The sequence below is a fragment of the Burkholderia sp. genome (assembly GCF_018375725.1).
GTDB lineage: Bacteria > Pseudomonadota > Gammaproteobacteria > Burkholderiales > Burkholderiaceae > Burkholderia.
Window position 1 is genome coordinate 1 of record NZ_JAHACR010000087.1, and the last position, 13,944, is coordinate 13,944.

The 13,944-nt window shown below is 66.2% G+C and carries 13 protein-coding genes and 1 pseudogene; 6 read left to right on the forward strand and 8 right to left on the reverse strand.

All coding sequences use genetic code 11. From position 1 onward, the window contains the following. The 8 genes and pseudogenes from KH616_RS12130 to KH616_RS12165 form a co-directional block, all read right to left on the reverse strand. Nucleotides 1-386, reverse strand: a pseudogene (locus KH616_RS12130) (polysaccharide deacetylase family protein); the annotation flags it as partial. Between the two features lie 13 nt (nt 387-399). Then, nucleotides 400-1,455, reverse strand: coding sequence for a bifunctional UDP-4-keto-pentose/UDP-xylose synthase (locus KH616_RS12135; RefSeq protein WP_292244361.1), 1,056 nt, complete (start codon nt 1,453-1,455; stop codon nt 400-402). Next, the gene (locus KH616_RS12140; protein ID WP_292244362.1) at nt 1,452-2,399 is read right to left on the reverse strand and encodes a formyltransferase; all 948 of its coding nucleotides are present in this window, start codon (nt 2,397-2,399) and stop codon (nt 1,452-1,454) included. The genes KH616_RS12135 and KH616_RS12140 overlap by 4 nt, the downstream gene beginning before the upstream one ends. Then, nucleotides 2,396-3,421, reverse strand: coding sequence for a glycosyltransferase (locus KH616_RS12145; protein ID WP_292244363.1), 1,026 nt, complete (start codon nt 3,419-3,421; stop codon nt 2,396-2,398). Before KH616_RS12145 ends, KH616_RS12140 begins: the two co-directional genes overlap by 4 nt. 6 nt (nt 3,422-3,427) lie before the next feature. Then, nucleotides 3,428-4,579: a DegT/DnrJ/EryC1/StrS aminotransferase family protein gene (locus tag KH616_RS12150; protein WP_292244364.1), complete on the reverse strand. Its 1,152-nt coding sequence runs from the start codon at nt 4,577-4,579 to the stop codon at nt 3,428-3,430. A 125-nt stretch (nt 4,580-4,704) separates the two neighbouring features. Beyond that, nucleotides 4,705-5,076: an SMR family transporter gene (locus tag KH616_RS12155; protein ID WP_292244365.1), complete on the reverse strand. Its 372-nt coding sequence runs from the start codon at nt 5,074-5,076 to the stop codon at nt 4,705-4,707. 13 nt (nt 5,077-5,089) lie between these two features. Continuing rightward, entirely contained in the window at nt 5,090-6,772 is a 1,683-nt protein-coding gene (locus KH616_RS12160) for a glycosyltransferase family 39 protein (RefSeq protein WP_292244366.1), read from the reverse strand. Nucleotides 6,773-6,884: 112 nt separating this feature from the next. After that, nucleotides 6,885-7,259, reverse strand: a complete 375-nt coding sequence (locus KH616_RS12165) for an Mth938-like domain-containing protein (protein WP_292244367.1) — start codon at nt 7,257-7,259, stop codon at nt 6,885-6,887. Between the two features lie 325 nt (nt 7,260-7,584). Here KH616_RS12165 and KH616_RS12170 point away from each other — a divergent pair, with 325 nt between their 5' ends. The 6 genes from KH616_RS12170 to KH616_RS12195 all read left to right on the forward strand — a co-directional run. Then, entirely contained in the window at nt 7,585-8,823 is a 1,239-nt protein-coding gene (locus KH616_RS12170) for a pyridoxal phosphate-dependent aminotransferase (RefSeq protein ID WP_292244368.1), read from the forward strand. Nucleotides 8,824-8,877: 54 nt separating this feature from the next. Further along, the gene (locus KH616_RS12175; RefSeq protein WP_292244369.1) at nt 8,878-10,206 is read left to right on the forward strand and encodes a homoserine dehydrogenase; all 1,329 of its coding nucleotides are present in this window, start codon (nt 8,878-8,880) and stop codon (nt 10,204-10,206) included. Nucleotides 10,207-10,298: 92 nt separating this feature from the next. Then, nucleotides 10,299-11,750, forward strand: a complete 1,452-nt coding sequence (thrC, locus tag KH616_RS12180) for a threonine synthase (RefSeq protein ID WP_292244370.1) — start codon at nt 10,299-10,301, stop codon at nt 11,748-11,750. A 194-nt stretch (nt 11,751-11,944) separates the two neighbouring features. Next, nucleotides 11,945-13,192 (forward strand): gephyrin-like molybdotransferase Glp, encoded by a 1,248-nt coding sequence (gene glp / locus KH616_RS12185; protein WP_292244371.1) that lies wholly within the window; start codon nt 11,945-11,947, stop codon nt 13,190-13,192. Nucleotides 13,193-13,208: 16 nt separating this feature from the next. Beyond that, complete coding sequence (gene moaD / locus KH616_RS12190; protein WP_292244372.1) at nt 13,209-13,466, forward strand: molybdopterin converting factor subunit 1; 258 nt, start codon at nt 13,209-13,211, stop codon at nt 13,464-13,466. Between the two features lie 10 nt (nt 13,467-13,476). Next, nucleotides 13,477-13,944 (forward strand): molybdenum cofactor biosynthesis protein MoaE (locus KH616_RS12195; RefSeq protein WP_292244373.1); only part of this gene is annotated, 468 nt, incomplete at its 3' end.

The window sequence follows — 13,944 nt, forward strand, 5'->3', positions numbered from 1 at the left end:
TCATGCACGGTCCAGCTGCGGTCGCGATCACGGACATTGTCCTGCCAGTACACGTGATCCCAGGTGTGGATCCCGCATTCGAAGCCGGCCTCGTGGATCGCGCGCATGTCGGCGGTCGCGCGGCGGCCGATGTCGGGGCCCGGCAGCAGCACGCCGTACATCAGCTGCTTCACGCCGTAATGCTCGACCACCGACGTGCGCGACACTTTCTTCAGGAACCCGGGGCGGAACACCCGCCGCAGCGCCCAGCCGGTGTGGTCGGGCCCGAGACTGAAGAGAAAGGTCGCGCGCGCGTTGAAGCGGTCGAAGATGCGCGCGAGGTTCGGCACGCCTTCGCGCGTGCCGCGCAGCGTGTCGACGTCGATCTTGAGAACGATGCGAGCCAAGCGCGTATCCCGCTCAGCCTTGCTGTTCGACGAGTGCGCGCGCGTCGGCGACGTGGCCGCGGTACGCTTCGAAGATCTTGCGCAGTGCGTCGTCGAACGTCGATTGCGGCGCCCAGCCGAGCTCCTGCATCGTGTTGTCGATCTTCGGCACGCGGTTCTGCACGTCCTGGTAGCCCTTGCCGTAGTACGCGCCCGAGGTGGTCTCGACGAGGTTCACCTTCTTCGCCGAGTCGGCGTATTCCGGGAACTCGGCGGCCAGTTCCAGCATCTTGTGCGCAAGCTCGCGAACCGAATAGTTATTCTTCGGATTCCCGATGTTGTAGATCTTGCCCGACGCGATGCCGTTCGGGTTCTCGATGATCTTCATCAGCGCGCTGATGCCGTCGTCGATGTCGGTAAACGCGCGCTTCTGCGAGCCGCCGTCGACGAGGCTGATGTTCTCGCCGCGCACGATGTGGCCGAGGAACTGCGTGACGACGCGCGAGCTGCCTTCCTTCGGCGTGTAGATCGAGTCGAGGCCCGGGCCGATCCAGTTGAACGGACGGAACAGCGTGAAGTTCAGGCCTTCCATGCCGTAGCCCCAGATCACGCGGTCCATCAGCTGCTTCGAGCATGCGTAGATCCAGCGCGGCTTGTTGATCGGGCCGTAGGTGAGGGCGGAATTGTCCGGGTCGAACTGCTCGTCGGTGCACATGCCGTAGACCTCGGAGGTCGACGGGAACACCAGATGCTTCTTGTACTTCACGGCCGAGCGCACGATCGGCAGGTTCGCCTCGAAGTCGAGTTCGAACACGCGCAGCGGCTGCTGGACGTAGGTGGCGGGCGTCGCGATCGCGACGAGCGGCAGGATCACGTCGCACTTCTTCACGTGATACTCGACCCACTCCTTGTTGATCGTGATGTCGCCTTCGAAGAAATGCATCCGCTCGTGGTTGACGAGATCGCCAAGCCGATCGGTCTGCATGTCCATGCCGAACACTTCCCAATCGGTGGTTTCAAGAATGCGCTTCGACAGGTGATGGCCGATGAAGCCGTTCACACCCAGGATCAGGACTTTTTTTGCTTTCATGAATGACGGGAAGAATGAATGAGCTGCGCGAACGCTGCGGGCGATACGACGGTTTCGCTGCCGTCGCGCTGTTGCCGCAGTTCGAGAATGGAGACGGCGCGGCTGTCGCCGCAAACGCCGAATAGCGCATTATCGCTTACGTGCAGGCCGGCCGGCAAATCGGCCGCCGCGCGTGCCGCGGCGCTGCCGGGCGCGGCGAGGCGCGCCCGGGCGACGATGAAGCGTGTGCCGTCGAGGTCGGTAAAGGCGCCGGGATAAGGGGGCGCGACCGCGCGGATCAGGTTGTAGACCTGCGCGGCCGGTTTCGACCAGTCGATGCGGCCGTCCTCCGGCTTGCGGCCGCCGTAATAGCTGCCGGCCGCGAGGTCGTTCGGCAGGTGCGGCGCCTCGCCGGCCAGCAGCGCGGGCAGGACGCGCCAGAGCGTCTGCTCGGCGGCGACCGTGACCTTGTCGAACACCTGCGCGGCAGTGTCGTCCGGCAGGATCGGCACCGCGGTCTGGCCGACGATCGCGCCGGCGTCGGGCTTCGCGGCCATTTCATGCAGCGTCGCGCCGGTTTCGGTCTCGCCATTCAGCACCGCCCAGTTGGTCGGAACCCGACCCCGGTATTTCGGCAGCAGCGAGCCGTGCATGTTGTATGCGCCGCGCGGCGCGAGCGCGAGCAGGTCGACCGGCAGCATGTGCCGGTAATAGAACGAGAAGATGAACTCCGGACGCGCGTCGGCGATCGCGCGGCGCAGTGCCGGATCCGCCGGGTCGGCGGGCGTGACGACCGGAATGCCATGCTCGGCCGCGACCGATGCGACGCTGCCGAACCAGATGTTCTCGTTGGGATTGTCTTCGTGCGTCACGACGAGCGCGACATCGACGCCGCGCGCGAGCAGCACCTGCAGGCAGCGCACGCCGACGTTGTGATAGGCGAAGACGACCGCGCGCGGCTTCATCGTGCGACCTCCTGCCGGCTTTCGGCCGCGCGGGTGTCCGGCGCGTCGCCGTGCTGTTCGAGCACCGCGTGAATCAGGTAGCGCGGCCGCGCGCGGACCTGCTGGTAGATGCGGCCGATATATTCGCCGAGCAATCCGAGCGCGAAGATGATCACGCCCAGCAGGAAGAAGGTGATCGCGAACAGCGTGAACACGCCTTGCACTTCCGCGCCGACGATGAAGCGCCGCACGAGCAGCAGCACGAACAGCGCCGCGGAGCCGAGCGACAGGATCACGCCGATGAACGACAGCCATTGCAGCGGCACGACCGAGAAGCCGGTGACGAGGTCGAAATTCAGGCGGATCAGGCTGTACAGCGAGTATTTCGATTCGCCGGCGAAGCGCTCCTCGTGCGCGACCTCGATCTCGGTCGGGTTGCGCGCGAACGTATAGGCGAGCGCGGGAATGAACGTGTTGACCTCGCCGCAGACATTGATCGTGTCGATGATGCGGCGGCTGTAGGCGCGCAGCATGCAGCCCTGGTCGGTCATCTTGATGCGCGTGATGCGTTCGCGCAGTCGGTTCATCAGTGCCGACGCCTTGCGCCGCCACAGGCTGTCCTGGCGCTGCTTGCGGATCGTGCCGACGTAGTCGTAGCCTTCGCGCATCTTCTCGACCAGCTTGCCGATTTCCTCGGGCGGGTTCTGCAGGTCGGCGTCGAGCGTGATGACGATCTCGCCGCGCGATTGCGCGAAGCCGGCCAGGATCGCCATGTGCTGGCCGTAGTTGCCGTTCAGCAGCACGACGCGCGTCGTGTCGGGGCGCTTGTGGAACTGGTCGGCGAGCATGGCGGCCGAGCGGTCGCGGCTGCCGTCGTTGACCAGGATGACTTCGTACGACGTGCCGAGCGCGTCGAGTGCCGGATACAGCCGCGCAAAGAGCGCGGCGAGGCCGTCTTCCTCGTTGTACACGGGGATGACGACCGATACTTCCGGGTGCCCGGCGCCCGGATGCTGCACGACGCGCGATTCAAGGTGACTCATGTCCGCTTACTTTCCGTATTGTTCGCAAATCTGGTTGGTGGCGTCGACGACGCGACGCACGTCGTCGTCCGTCATCTGCGTGAAGAGCGGCAGCGTGACGGTCGACGCGCCATATCGTTCGGCGTGGGGGAACATTCCCTCCTTGAAGCCGCGCGCACGATACAGCGTGAAAAGATGGATGGCGGGGTAGTGAACCCCGGTGCCGATGCCGCGTTCCTTCATCTGCGCCATGAACTCGCCGCGCGTGATCGACAGCTTGTCGAGCGGCAGCGTGACCTGGAACATGTGCCAGTTGCTGTTCTCGAAGTCGGCGACCGGCAGGCCGATGCCGAGCTTCGCCGCTGCGCCGCCCTCGAACGCGGCGAAGTAGGCGCGCGCGAGCGCACGGTGCCGTTCGGTGAAGCGTTCGAGGTGGGGCAGCTGGCCGAGGCCGACGCGCGCGGCGACGTCGGTCAGGTTGTACTTGCCGCCGAGCACGTCGCAGTCCATGCCGTCGAAGCCGGTGCGGGTGATGCCCTGCAGCCGGTACTTCTGCGCGAGAGTGGCTTCGTCCTCGTTGTTCAGGACGAGCGCACCGCCTTCGATCGTCGTCAGGTTCTTGTTCGCGTGGAAGCTGAACGACACGATGTCGCCGATCGCGCCGATGCGCTGGCCCTTCCATGTCGAGCCGAGCGCCTGCGCGGCGTCCTCGATCACGCGCAGCTTGTGCGCGCGCGCGATCGCGTAGAGACGGTCCATGTCGACCGGCAGGCCGCCCAGATAGACCGGGACGATCGCCTTCGTGCGCGGCGTGATCGCTTTTTCGAGCAGGTCGAGGTCGATGTTGCGCGTGACGGGGTCGATATCCGCGAACACCGGCGTCGCGCCGGTTTCGAGGATCACGTTGCTCGTCGACACCCATGACGCGGGCGTCGTGATGACCTCGTCGCCCGGGCCGACGCCTGCGATGCGCAGGCCGATTTCGAGCGTGCAGGTGCCCGAATTGAACGCGCGCACCGGGCGGCCGCCGCAATACTCGGACAGCGCGGTCTCGAAGCGCTGGTTTTGCGGGCCGGTGGTGATCCAGCCCGAGCGCAGCACCTCGACGACGCCCTGAATGGTTTCCTCGTCGATTTCGGGGCGGGTGAACGGCAGGAACGGAACGGCAGTCTGGCTCATGAACGCTTGGCTCGTAATGGCGTGTAATAAAAGGGTCGGGCGGTGCGTCCGAAACCGGCATTAAACACCGATTGACAGATTCGCACCGTGATTTTTTGTAGGCGGATGCTTAACCGGCGGGCGGTTCAGCTGCGTGCCAGTACATATACACCGATCAGGATGATGCCGATGCCGATGAGCCGCTGCACGGACAGGACCTCGCCGAACAGGTACCACGCGGCGAACGCGTTGACGACATAGCCGAGCGACAGCATCGGATAGGCGATCGACACGTCGACCCGCGAGAGTCCGAGAATCCAGACGACGACGCTGAGCACGTAGCACCCGAGGCCGCCGATGATCGGCAGCTGGGTGGCGATCTTCAGGCCGACGGGCACAATGTTCGCACGGGTAAATTCGAAGTGTCCAACGGCGTTGACGCCGGCTTTCAGCAGCAGCTGGGCGCATGCATTGAGCATGACGCCGGTGATGATGCAGACAAACGAAACGGGGTTCACGGGTGGGGCATCCTCACGATTGCGGCTTTTCGACGATCACGCGGCGGTTGTCGCGCGCGATCACTTTCATCGGCACGCCCTGCGCGGCAAGCGCATCGTAGCGGCCCGGCGGCATGATCGCGAGCGCATGGCGGTCCTGTTTCCAGCGCGCGATCCACTCGTCGACGGTCGGAATCCATTTGTCGGGTTCGACCGAGATGCCGAACGCGAGCTCGTCCTTGCGCGCGACCATGATCGTCGTGTGGCCTGCGTAGAACGGGAATGTGTGGTCGAGCATCTCGATGGAGTATAACGGCGTGTCGGCGGGCAGTTTCGCCAGTTCGGCGCGCACTGCCGGTGCGAGCAGCGCGCCGGAGCTGTAGCGGCCGAATTCGTCGTGGCCGGTGCCGCCGATCGTGGCGAACGCGAGCCATCCGGCGCCGAACGCCGTGATCGCCGCCGTCACGCCGGTGCGCGCGTGGCGGTTGAGCCATGCGGCCGCGAGCGTCAGCACGAACGCCGCCGCGATGCCGGCGTAGAGCCACACCTGGAACGCGCGGTACAGCGCATTCGGCGTGCGGGCGTCGCCCTGATAGGCGAGGAAGATGATGCCGAATGCCGCGGTGACGAAGAACACCAGGTAGCCGAGCAGATGACGGCGGAACCGGTCGGCGGAGACGAGCGGCAGATACGCGCCGATCACGAGCGCGAGCGCGGGCGCGACGGGCAGCACGTACGAAATCAGCTTCGAATGCGATGCGCTGAAGAACAGGAAGATGAATGCGCTCCAGATCAGCAGCACGAGCATCGGCGCAAAGCCGTTCGGCTGGCGCGGCATCCGCAGCGCGTGGCGGAGGCTCTGCCACGCCACCGACAGCCAGGGCAGGAAGCCGACCAGCAGCACGGGCACGAAGTAGTAGAACGCGCCGGGACGGTTCTGCTCGGGGGTCAGGTACCGGCGGAATTGCTGGACGATGAAGAAGAAATTGAAGAATTCGGGGTTGCGCTGCTGGACCAGCACGAACCACGGCGTGACGATCGCGAAGAAGATTACGATTCCGCTGACGAGATGCAGCCGCTTCCACAGCGCCCAGTCACGGGCGATCAGCGTGTACAGCACCAACACGGCGCCGGGCAGGATCAGGCCGACGAGACCCTTGGACAGCACCGCGAACGCCATCGCCGCCCAGCAGATGGCCATCCAGCCGCGCACCGCGCCCGGACGCAGGCCGGGCCGCTGGGCGAGCAGCAACGCGCAGAGCGTGAGCGTCATCCAGAACGACAGGCCCATGTCGAGCGCGTTGAAGTGGCCCATCAGGTTCCAGTACGGCGAACACGCGAGCACGACGGCCGCGAGGAAGCCGGACAGCGGGTTGAACAGGCGCGCGCCGGTATAGCCGACCAGCAGCACGCCGCCGAAGCTCGCGAGCGCGGTATAGAGGCGCGCCTGCCATTCGCCGACGCCGAACCAGGCGAACGTCAGCGCGTTGAGCCAGGTCTGCAGCGGCGGCTTTTCGAAGTACTTGTAGCCGTTGTAGCGGGGCGTGATCCAGTCGCCGGTGACGAACATCTCGCGCGCCATCTCGGCGTAGCGGCCTTCGTCGCTGGGGATCAGGTGGCGCAAGCCGAGCGGCGCGAACCAGATGACGGCGAGCGCGGCGATCAGGAAGACGAGCGCGATGCGATTGAGCGGTAGCCTCGACGGCGTATCGTTCATGGTTTTTCAGCCTGTTGGTTGTTGTGGTGTGCCGCCGGCGGCTTGCGTCGCGGCAAGCGGCGGGCCGGGGCGCAGCCCCGATCCCGCGGCGAGTGTTTTACCGCATCGCGGATTAACGTTCGATTAAGAGCGCGGCGGCGACCTTGCGGCCTTCGGCCATCAGGATGTTGTAGGTGCGGCAGGCGGCCTGGAAGTCCATCGTCTCGACGCCGATCCGCCGGGCGGTGAGCGCCGCGACGAGCCGCGGGTGCGGAAAGCGCAGGCGGGTGCCGCTGCCGAAGATCACGACCTCCGGCGCGGGGTCGAGCAACATGGCGAAGTGCTCGGGCGCGAGCGAGTCGAACGACGACACGGGCCACGCCTGCACAGGCGCGCCGGGCAGGACGATGACGCTCTGTTCGTGACGCTCGAGATTGATGTCGACATAGTCGGGGCCATAGCCGGTGACGGTATTGAGCGCGCCGCTCGAGTCCTGGTGCAGTTTCAAATCAGTATGTCCGAGGTTCCGAATGGGAAATTCGATGGAGCCGCCTACGCGGGCCGGCGGGGCCCGACGCGCTGTTTTCGCGTATCGCGCGCGCGGGGCGCCTGACGGCGCGGGCCGGCGCGGCTTTGGTGCATTGCGAAAGTCGGCCGAAATCCGCTAAATTATAACTTTTTGGCCGCCCCGGGGCGGCGTTTGCGTCGTGCGCCGCCACAAGCCGCGCGCGGCCGCCGCTCTCATCCAGCCTAGACAGCGCGCGCAGATCGGCCGCTTTCCAGTTTTGATCCCGTCCCCCAGGCCGAATCGCTAACCCAGGAACCGTGTCGTCGTGAAACCGATTCAGAAGTCGAACAAGCTGCTCAACGTCTGCTACGACATCCGTGGCCCGGTGCTCGAGCACGCCAAGCGCCTCGAGGAAGAAGGGCACCGCATCATCAAGCTGAACATCGGCAACCTCGCGCCGTTCGGTTTCGATGCGCCGGACGAGATCATCCAGGACATGATCCGCAACCTGCCGACATCGTCCGGCTATTCGGATTCGAAAGGCGTGTTCTCGGCGCGCAAGGCGGTCATGCACTACACGCAGGAAAAGGGCGTGGTCGGCGTCGGCCTCGACGACATCTACATCGGCAACGGCGCGTCCGAGCTGATCGTGATGGCCACGCAGGCGCTGCTCAACGATGGCGACGAAGTGCTGCTGCCCGCGCCGGACTACCCGCTCTGGACGGCCGCCGTCAGCCTGTCGGGCGGCACGCCGGTGCACTATGTGTGCGACGAGCAGAACGCGTGGATGCCCGATCTCGACGACATCCGCCGCAAGATCACGCCGAATACGAAGGCGATCGTCGTGATCAACCCGAACAACCCGACGGGCGCGCTTTATTCGGACGAGTTGCTGCTCGACCTGATCGCGATCGCGCGCGAGCACGGACTGATCATCTTCGCCGACGAGGTATACGACAAGATCGTCTACGACGGCCTCGAGCATACGGCGATGGGCGCGCTGTCCGAGGACGTGATCACGGTCACGTTCAACAGCCTGTCGAAGAGCTATCGCTCGTGCGGCTACCGTGCGGGCTGGATGGCCGTGTCGGGCCTCGGCGGCGACAATCGCCGCCGCGCGAAGGATTACCTCGAAGGGCTCGGCATCCTGTCGTCGATGCGCCTGTGCGCGAACGTGCCGGGGCAGTTCGCGATCCAGACGGCGCTCGGCGGCTACCAGAGCATCAACGAACTGATCGTGCCGAGCGGCCGCCTCTACAAGCAGCGCGAACTCGCCTACGACATGCTCACGTCGATCCCGGGCGTGACCTGCGTGAAGCCGCAGGCCGCGCTCTACATGTTCCCGCGGCTCGACCCGAAGCTTTACCCGATCGCGAACGACCAGCAGTTCATTCTCGACCTGCTGCTCGAGGAGCGCGTGCTGCTCGTGCAGGGCACGGGCTTCAACTGGCCGACGCCGGATCACTTCCGCGTCGTCTTCCTGCCGAACGTGGACGACCTGACCGATTCGATCGAACGGATCGCCCGGTTCCTCGACGGGTATCGCAAGCGGCATTCGGTCTGAGCCGGGCGCGTACGCCCGACCTATTCACTCCTCAATTCATCGATCAGACGCAGCATGGAACCGATCAAAGTTGGCCTGTTGGGCTTCGGCACGGTGGGCAGCGGCACCTTCACGGTGCTCCGCCGCAATCAGGAAGAAATCAAGCGCCGCGCGGGCCGCGGCATCGAGATCACGCGCATCGCGGTGCGCAACCCGGCCAAGGCGCAGGCCGCGCTCGGCGGTAACGCCGGCGCCGCGCAGATCACCGACGATTTCAACGCGGTCGTCGACGATCCGTCGATTTCGATCATCGCCGAGATGATCGGCGGCACGGGCGTCGCGCGCGAGCTCGTGCTGCGCGCGATCGCCAACGGCAAGCATGTCGTGACGGCCAACAAGGCGCTGCTCGCGGTGCACGGCACCGAGATCTTCGAGGCCGCGCGCGAAAAGGGCGTGACGGTCGCGTTCGAGGCGGCCGTCGCCGGCGGCATTCCGATCATCAAGGCGCTGCGCGAAGGGCTGACCGCGAACCGCATCCAGTACATCGCCGGCATCATCAACGGCACGACCAACTACATCCTGTCGGAAATGCGCGACCGCGGCCTCGACTTCGCGACCGCGCTGAAGGCCGCGCAGGCGCTCGGCTATGCGGAAGCCGATCCGACCTTCGACATCGAAGGCGTCGACGCCGCGCACAAGGCGACGATCATGAGCGCGATCGCGTTCGGCGTGCCGGTCCAGTTCGAGCGCGCGTATGTCGAAGGCATCAGCAAGCTCGACGCGACCGACATCCGCTACGCGGAAGAGCTCGGCTACCGGATCAAGCTGCTCGGCATCACGCGCCGCACCGAGCGCGGCATCGAACTGCGCGTGCATCCGACGCTGATTCCGGAGAAGCGCCTGCTCGCGAACGTCGAAGGCGCGATGAACGCGGTCGTCGTGCGCGGCGATGCGGTCGGCACGACGCTGTACTACGGCAAGGGCGCAGGCGCGGAGCCGACCGCGTCGGCAGTCGTCGCGGATCTCGTCGACGTCACGCGGCTGCACACGGCCGATCCGGAGCACCGCGTGCCGCATCTCGCATTCCAGCCGGACAGCCTGTCGAACACGCCGATCCTGCCGATCGAAGAAGTGACGAGCGGGTATTACCTGCGCCTGCGCGTTGCCGACGAGACCGGCGTGCTCGCCGACATCACGCGCATCCTCGCCGATTCGGGCATCTCGATCGACGCGCTGCTGCAGAAGGAGTCGGAGCAGGTCGACGGCGGCAACGGCGAGACCGACATCATCCTGATCACGCACGAGACGCTCGAGAAAAACGTCAACGCGGCGATCGCGCGCATCGAAGCGCTTGCGACGGTCGTCTCGAAGGTCACGAAGCTGCGCATGGAAGCGCTGAACTAAGGCTGAGAAATGAAACAATCCCCACGCCCACTTTGCTCGCCAGCCCGCGCGGAAGCGGCCAGCGCCCTTCGGACCGACCGGCGGAGGCTGGCATGAACTATCTCTCGACGCGCGGAGCCGGCATCGGCGAGCGCCACACGTTCTCGGACATCCTGCTGGGCGGCCTTGCGAAGGACGGCGGGCTGTATTTGCCGGCCGAGTATCCGCAGGTGTCCGCCGACGAGCTTGCGCGCTGGCGCACGCTGTCGTATGCGGATCTCGCCTTCGAGATCCTGTCGAAATTCAGCGACGACATCCCGGCCGACGACCTGCGCGCCATCACGCGCCGCACCTACACGGCGGACGTCTATCGCAACACGCGCCACGGCGAGAACGCGGTCGACATCACGCCGCTGAAGCCGCTCGGCACCGAGAACGGCGCGCCGCTGTCGCTGCTCGAGCTGTCGAACGGGCCGACGCTCGCGTTCAAGGACATGGCGATGCAGCTGCTCGGCAATCTGTTCGAGTACACGCTCGCGAAGCACGGCGAAACGCTGAACATTCTCGGCGCGACGTCGGGCGATACCGGCAGCGCGGCCGAATACGCGATGCGCGGCAAGGCCGGCGTGCGCGTGTTCATGCTGTCGCCGCACCGGAAGATGAGCGCGTTCCAGACCGCGCAGATGTACAGCCTGCAGGATCCGAACATCTTCAACCTCGCGGTCGAGGGCGTGTTCGACGACTGCCAGGACATCGTGAAAGCGGTGTCGAACGACCACGCGTTCAAGGCGAAGCACAAGATCGGCACGGTCAACTCGATAAACTGGGCGCGTGTCGTCGCGCAGGTCGTCTACTACTTCAAGGGCTACTTCGCGGCCACGAAAAGCAATGACGAGCGCGTGTCGTTCACGGTGCCGTCGGGCAACTTCGGCAATGTCTGCGCGGGGCACATCGCGCGGATGATGGGTCTGCCGATCGAGAAGCTCGTCGTCGCGACCAACGAGAACGACGTGCTCGACGAGTTCTTCCGCACCGGCGCGTACCGCGTGCGCAGCGCCGAGCAGACGTACCACACGAGCAGCCCGAGCATGGACATCTCGAAGGCATCGAACTTCGAGCGCTTCGTATTCGACCTGCTCGGCCGCGATCCGGCGCGCGTGATGCAGCTGTTCCGCGATGTCGAGGAGAAGGGCGGTTTCGATCTGGCGGCAAGCGGTGATTTCGCGCGCGTCGCCGAGTTCGGCTTCGTCTCGGGCAGCAGCGGCCACGCGGATCGCATCGCGACGATTCGCGACGTGTTCGGGCGCTACGGCACGACGATCGACACGCATACCGCCGACGGCGTCAAGGTCGCGCGGGAGCATCTGCAGGCGGGCGTGCCGATGGTCGTGCTCGAGACCGCGCAGCCGGTCAAGTTCGGCGAGACGATCCGCGAAGCGCTCGACCGCGCGCCGGAGCGGCCGGCCGCATTCGACGGGCTCGAGGCGCTGCCGCAGCGCTTCGAGGTCGTGCAGCCGGATGCGCAGCAGGTCAAGGACTTCATCGCCGCGCATACCGGCGCATGATGCGCCGCCGGGCGCGCTTGCCCGGCGTGGCCTGACGGCCGGGAAGCCGATTCGTCGAACGGATCGGTTTCCCGGCCGTTTTCTTGCCCGGCGAAGCGGCCTTGCCGCCGCGTGCGCCCGTCCGATAGACCGTACGCCCGCATGTCGTCGTCGCTACAATGATGCATTGCCGTCCACGATTACTGAGTCAATCGATGTCGAACCCGAATTCCGCGGCGCCGCGCGCGCCGATGCTGTCGACCGCCGAAGCGCTTGCCGCGCTGCTCGACGCCGCGACGCCGCTCGACGGCGCTGAAAGCGTCGCCACGCTCGATGCGCTGGGACGCGTGCTTGCCGCTGATGTCGAATCGCCGCTCGACGTGCCGCCGATGCATACGAGCGCGATGGACGGCTACGCGGTGCGCGTGGCCGACCTGCTGCACGGCGAGCGGCGCTTGCCCGTGTCGCAACGCATTCCCGCCGGTCATCCGGCCGCGCCGCTTGCCGCAGGCACGGCGGCGCGCATCTTCACCGGCGCGCCGGTGCCGCCGGGCGCCGATGCCGTCGTCATGCAGGAACAAACCGAACCCAACGGCGATTCGGTCGACATCCTGCACACGCCGAAAGCCGGTGAATGGATCACCGCGCAGGGCGCGGACATCCGGCTCGGCTCGGTCATCCTGCCCGCCGGCACGCGGCTCACGCCGCAGTCGCTCGGCCTTGCCGCGTCGGTTGGCTGCGCGCGACTGTCCGTCGCACGCCGGATCAAGGTCGCGGTGTTCTTCACCGGCGACGAGTTGACGATGCCCGGCGAGCCGCTCAAGCCGGGCGGGATCTACAACTCGAACCGCTTTACGCTGCGCGGCCTGCTCGAACGGCTCGGCTGCGACGTGACCGACTACGGGATCGTGCCCGATTCGCTCGCGACGACGCGCAAAACGCTGCGCGAGGCGGCGCGCGCGCACGACGTGATCCTCACGAGCGGCGGCGTGTCGGTCGGCGAAGAGGATCACGTGAAGCCCGCCGTCGAGGCCGAAGGGCGGCTTTCGCTGTGGCAGATCGCGATGAAGCCGGGCAAGCCGCTCGCGTTTGGCGCGGTCCGGCGCGACGAGGGGCAGCGCGACGCGCATTTCATCGGATTGCCGGGCAATCCGGTGTCGAGTTTCGTGACCTTCCTGCTGTTCGTGCGGCCGTTCCTGCTGCGGCTGTCGGGCGTACGCGACGTCGCGCCGCGCGCGATGTCGCTGCGTGCCGATTTCACGCAGGGCAAGTCCGACCGGCGCAACGAATTCCTGCGTGCGCGCCTCAATGCGGCGGGCGGTCTCGACCTGTTCCCGAACCAGAGCTCGGCGGTGCTGACGTCGACGGTCTGGGGCGACGGCCTGATCGACAATCCGCCGCACCATGCGATCAGCGCGGGCGAAACCGTCCGCTTCCTCCCGTTTTCCGAGCTGCTGTCCTGAACGGCGGCGAATCGAAATGAATATTCAGCTGAAATTTTTTGCGGGCGTGCGCGAGGCGCTGGGCGTCGCGGATGAGCAGGTCGATGTGCCGGACGGCGTGGCCACGGTCGGCGACGTGCGCGCGTGGCTGCGCGTGCGCGGCGGCGCCTGGGCCGAGACGCTCGCCGAAGGCCGCGTGCTGCGCATGGCCTGCAACCACGAAATGACCGACCCGGACACGCGGATCACCGAAGGCTGCGAGGTCGCGTTTTTTCCGCCGGTGACGGGCGGATAAGGGGCGGGCGATGGCGACGGTGCGAGTCCAGACCGAAGACTTCGATCTGAATGCCGAGGTGGCGGCGCTGCGTGCGCGCAACCCGAAGATTGGCGCAATCGCGTGCTTCGTCGGCACGGTGCGCGACCTGAACGACGGCGACGATGTCGCCGGACTGGAGCTGGAGCATTACCCGGGCATGACGGAGAAGGCGCTCGAGCGGATCGCCGACGACGCATGCGGGCGCTGGCCGGGCATCGACGTGGCGATCGTGCATCGCGTCGGCAAGCTGGTGCCGCTCGACCAGATCGTGCTCGTCGCGACGGTGGCGGCGCATCGCGGTGAGGCGTTCGCGTCGTGCGAGTTCGTGATGGATTATCTGAAGACCCAGGCGCCGTTCTGGAAAAAGGAAACAACGCCGGACGGCGAGCGCTGGGTGGACGCGCGCAGCACCGACGACGCGGCGCTGGCGCGCTGGGGCATCGAATCGGGCAACGCG

What these genes read in the sequence shown, in the direction of transcription:
- KH616_RS12135 (WP_292244361.1), bottom strand. Translation starts at nt 1,455, where the DNA reads ATGAAAGCAAAAAAAGTCCTGATCCTGGGTGTGAACGGCTTCATCGGC.
- KH616_RS12140 (WP_292244362.1), bottom strand. Translation starts at nt 2,399, where the DNA reads ATGAAGCCGCGCGCGGTCGTCTTCGCCTATCACAACGTCGGCGTGCGC.
- KH616_RS12145 (WP_292244363.1), bottom strand. Translation starts at nt 3,421, where the DNA reads ATGAGTCACCTTGAATCGCGCGTCGTGCAGCATCCGGGCGCCGGGCAC.
- KH616_RS12150 (WP_292244364.1), bottom strand. Translation starts at nt 4,579, where the DNA reads ATGAGCCAGACTGCCGTTCCGTTCCTGCCGTTCACCCGCCCCGAAATC.
- KH616_RS12160 (WP_292244366.1), bottom strand. Translation starts at nt 6,772, where the DNA reads ATGAACGATACGCCGTCGAGGCTACCGCTCAATCGCATCGCGCTCGTC.
- KH616_RS12175 (WP_292244369.1), top strand. Translation starts at nt 8,878, where the DNA reads ATGGAACCGATCAAAGTTGGCCTGTTGGGCTTCGGCACGGTGGGCAGC.
- thrC (WP_292244370.1), top strand. Translation starts at nt 10,299, where the DNA reads ATGAACTATCTCTCGACGCGCGGAGCCGGCATCGGCGAGCGCCACACG.
- glp (WP_292244371.1), top strand. Translation starts at nt 11,945, where the DNA reads ATGTCGAACCCGAATTCCGCGGCGCCGCGCGCGCCGATGCTGTCGACC.
- moaD (WP_292244372.1), top strand. Translation starts at nt 13,209, where the DNA reads ATGAATATTCAGCTGAAATTTTTTGCGGGCGTGCGCGAGGCGCTGGGC.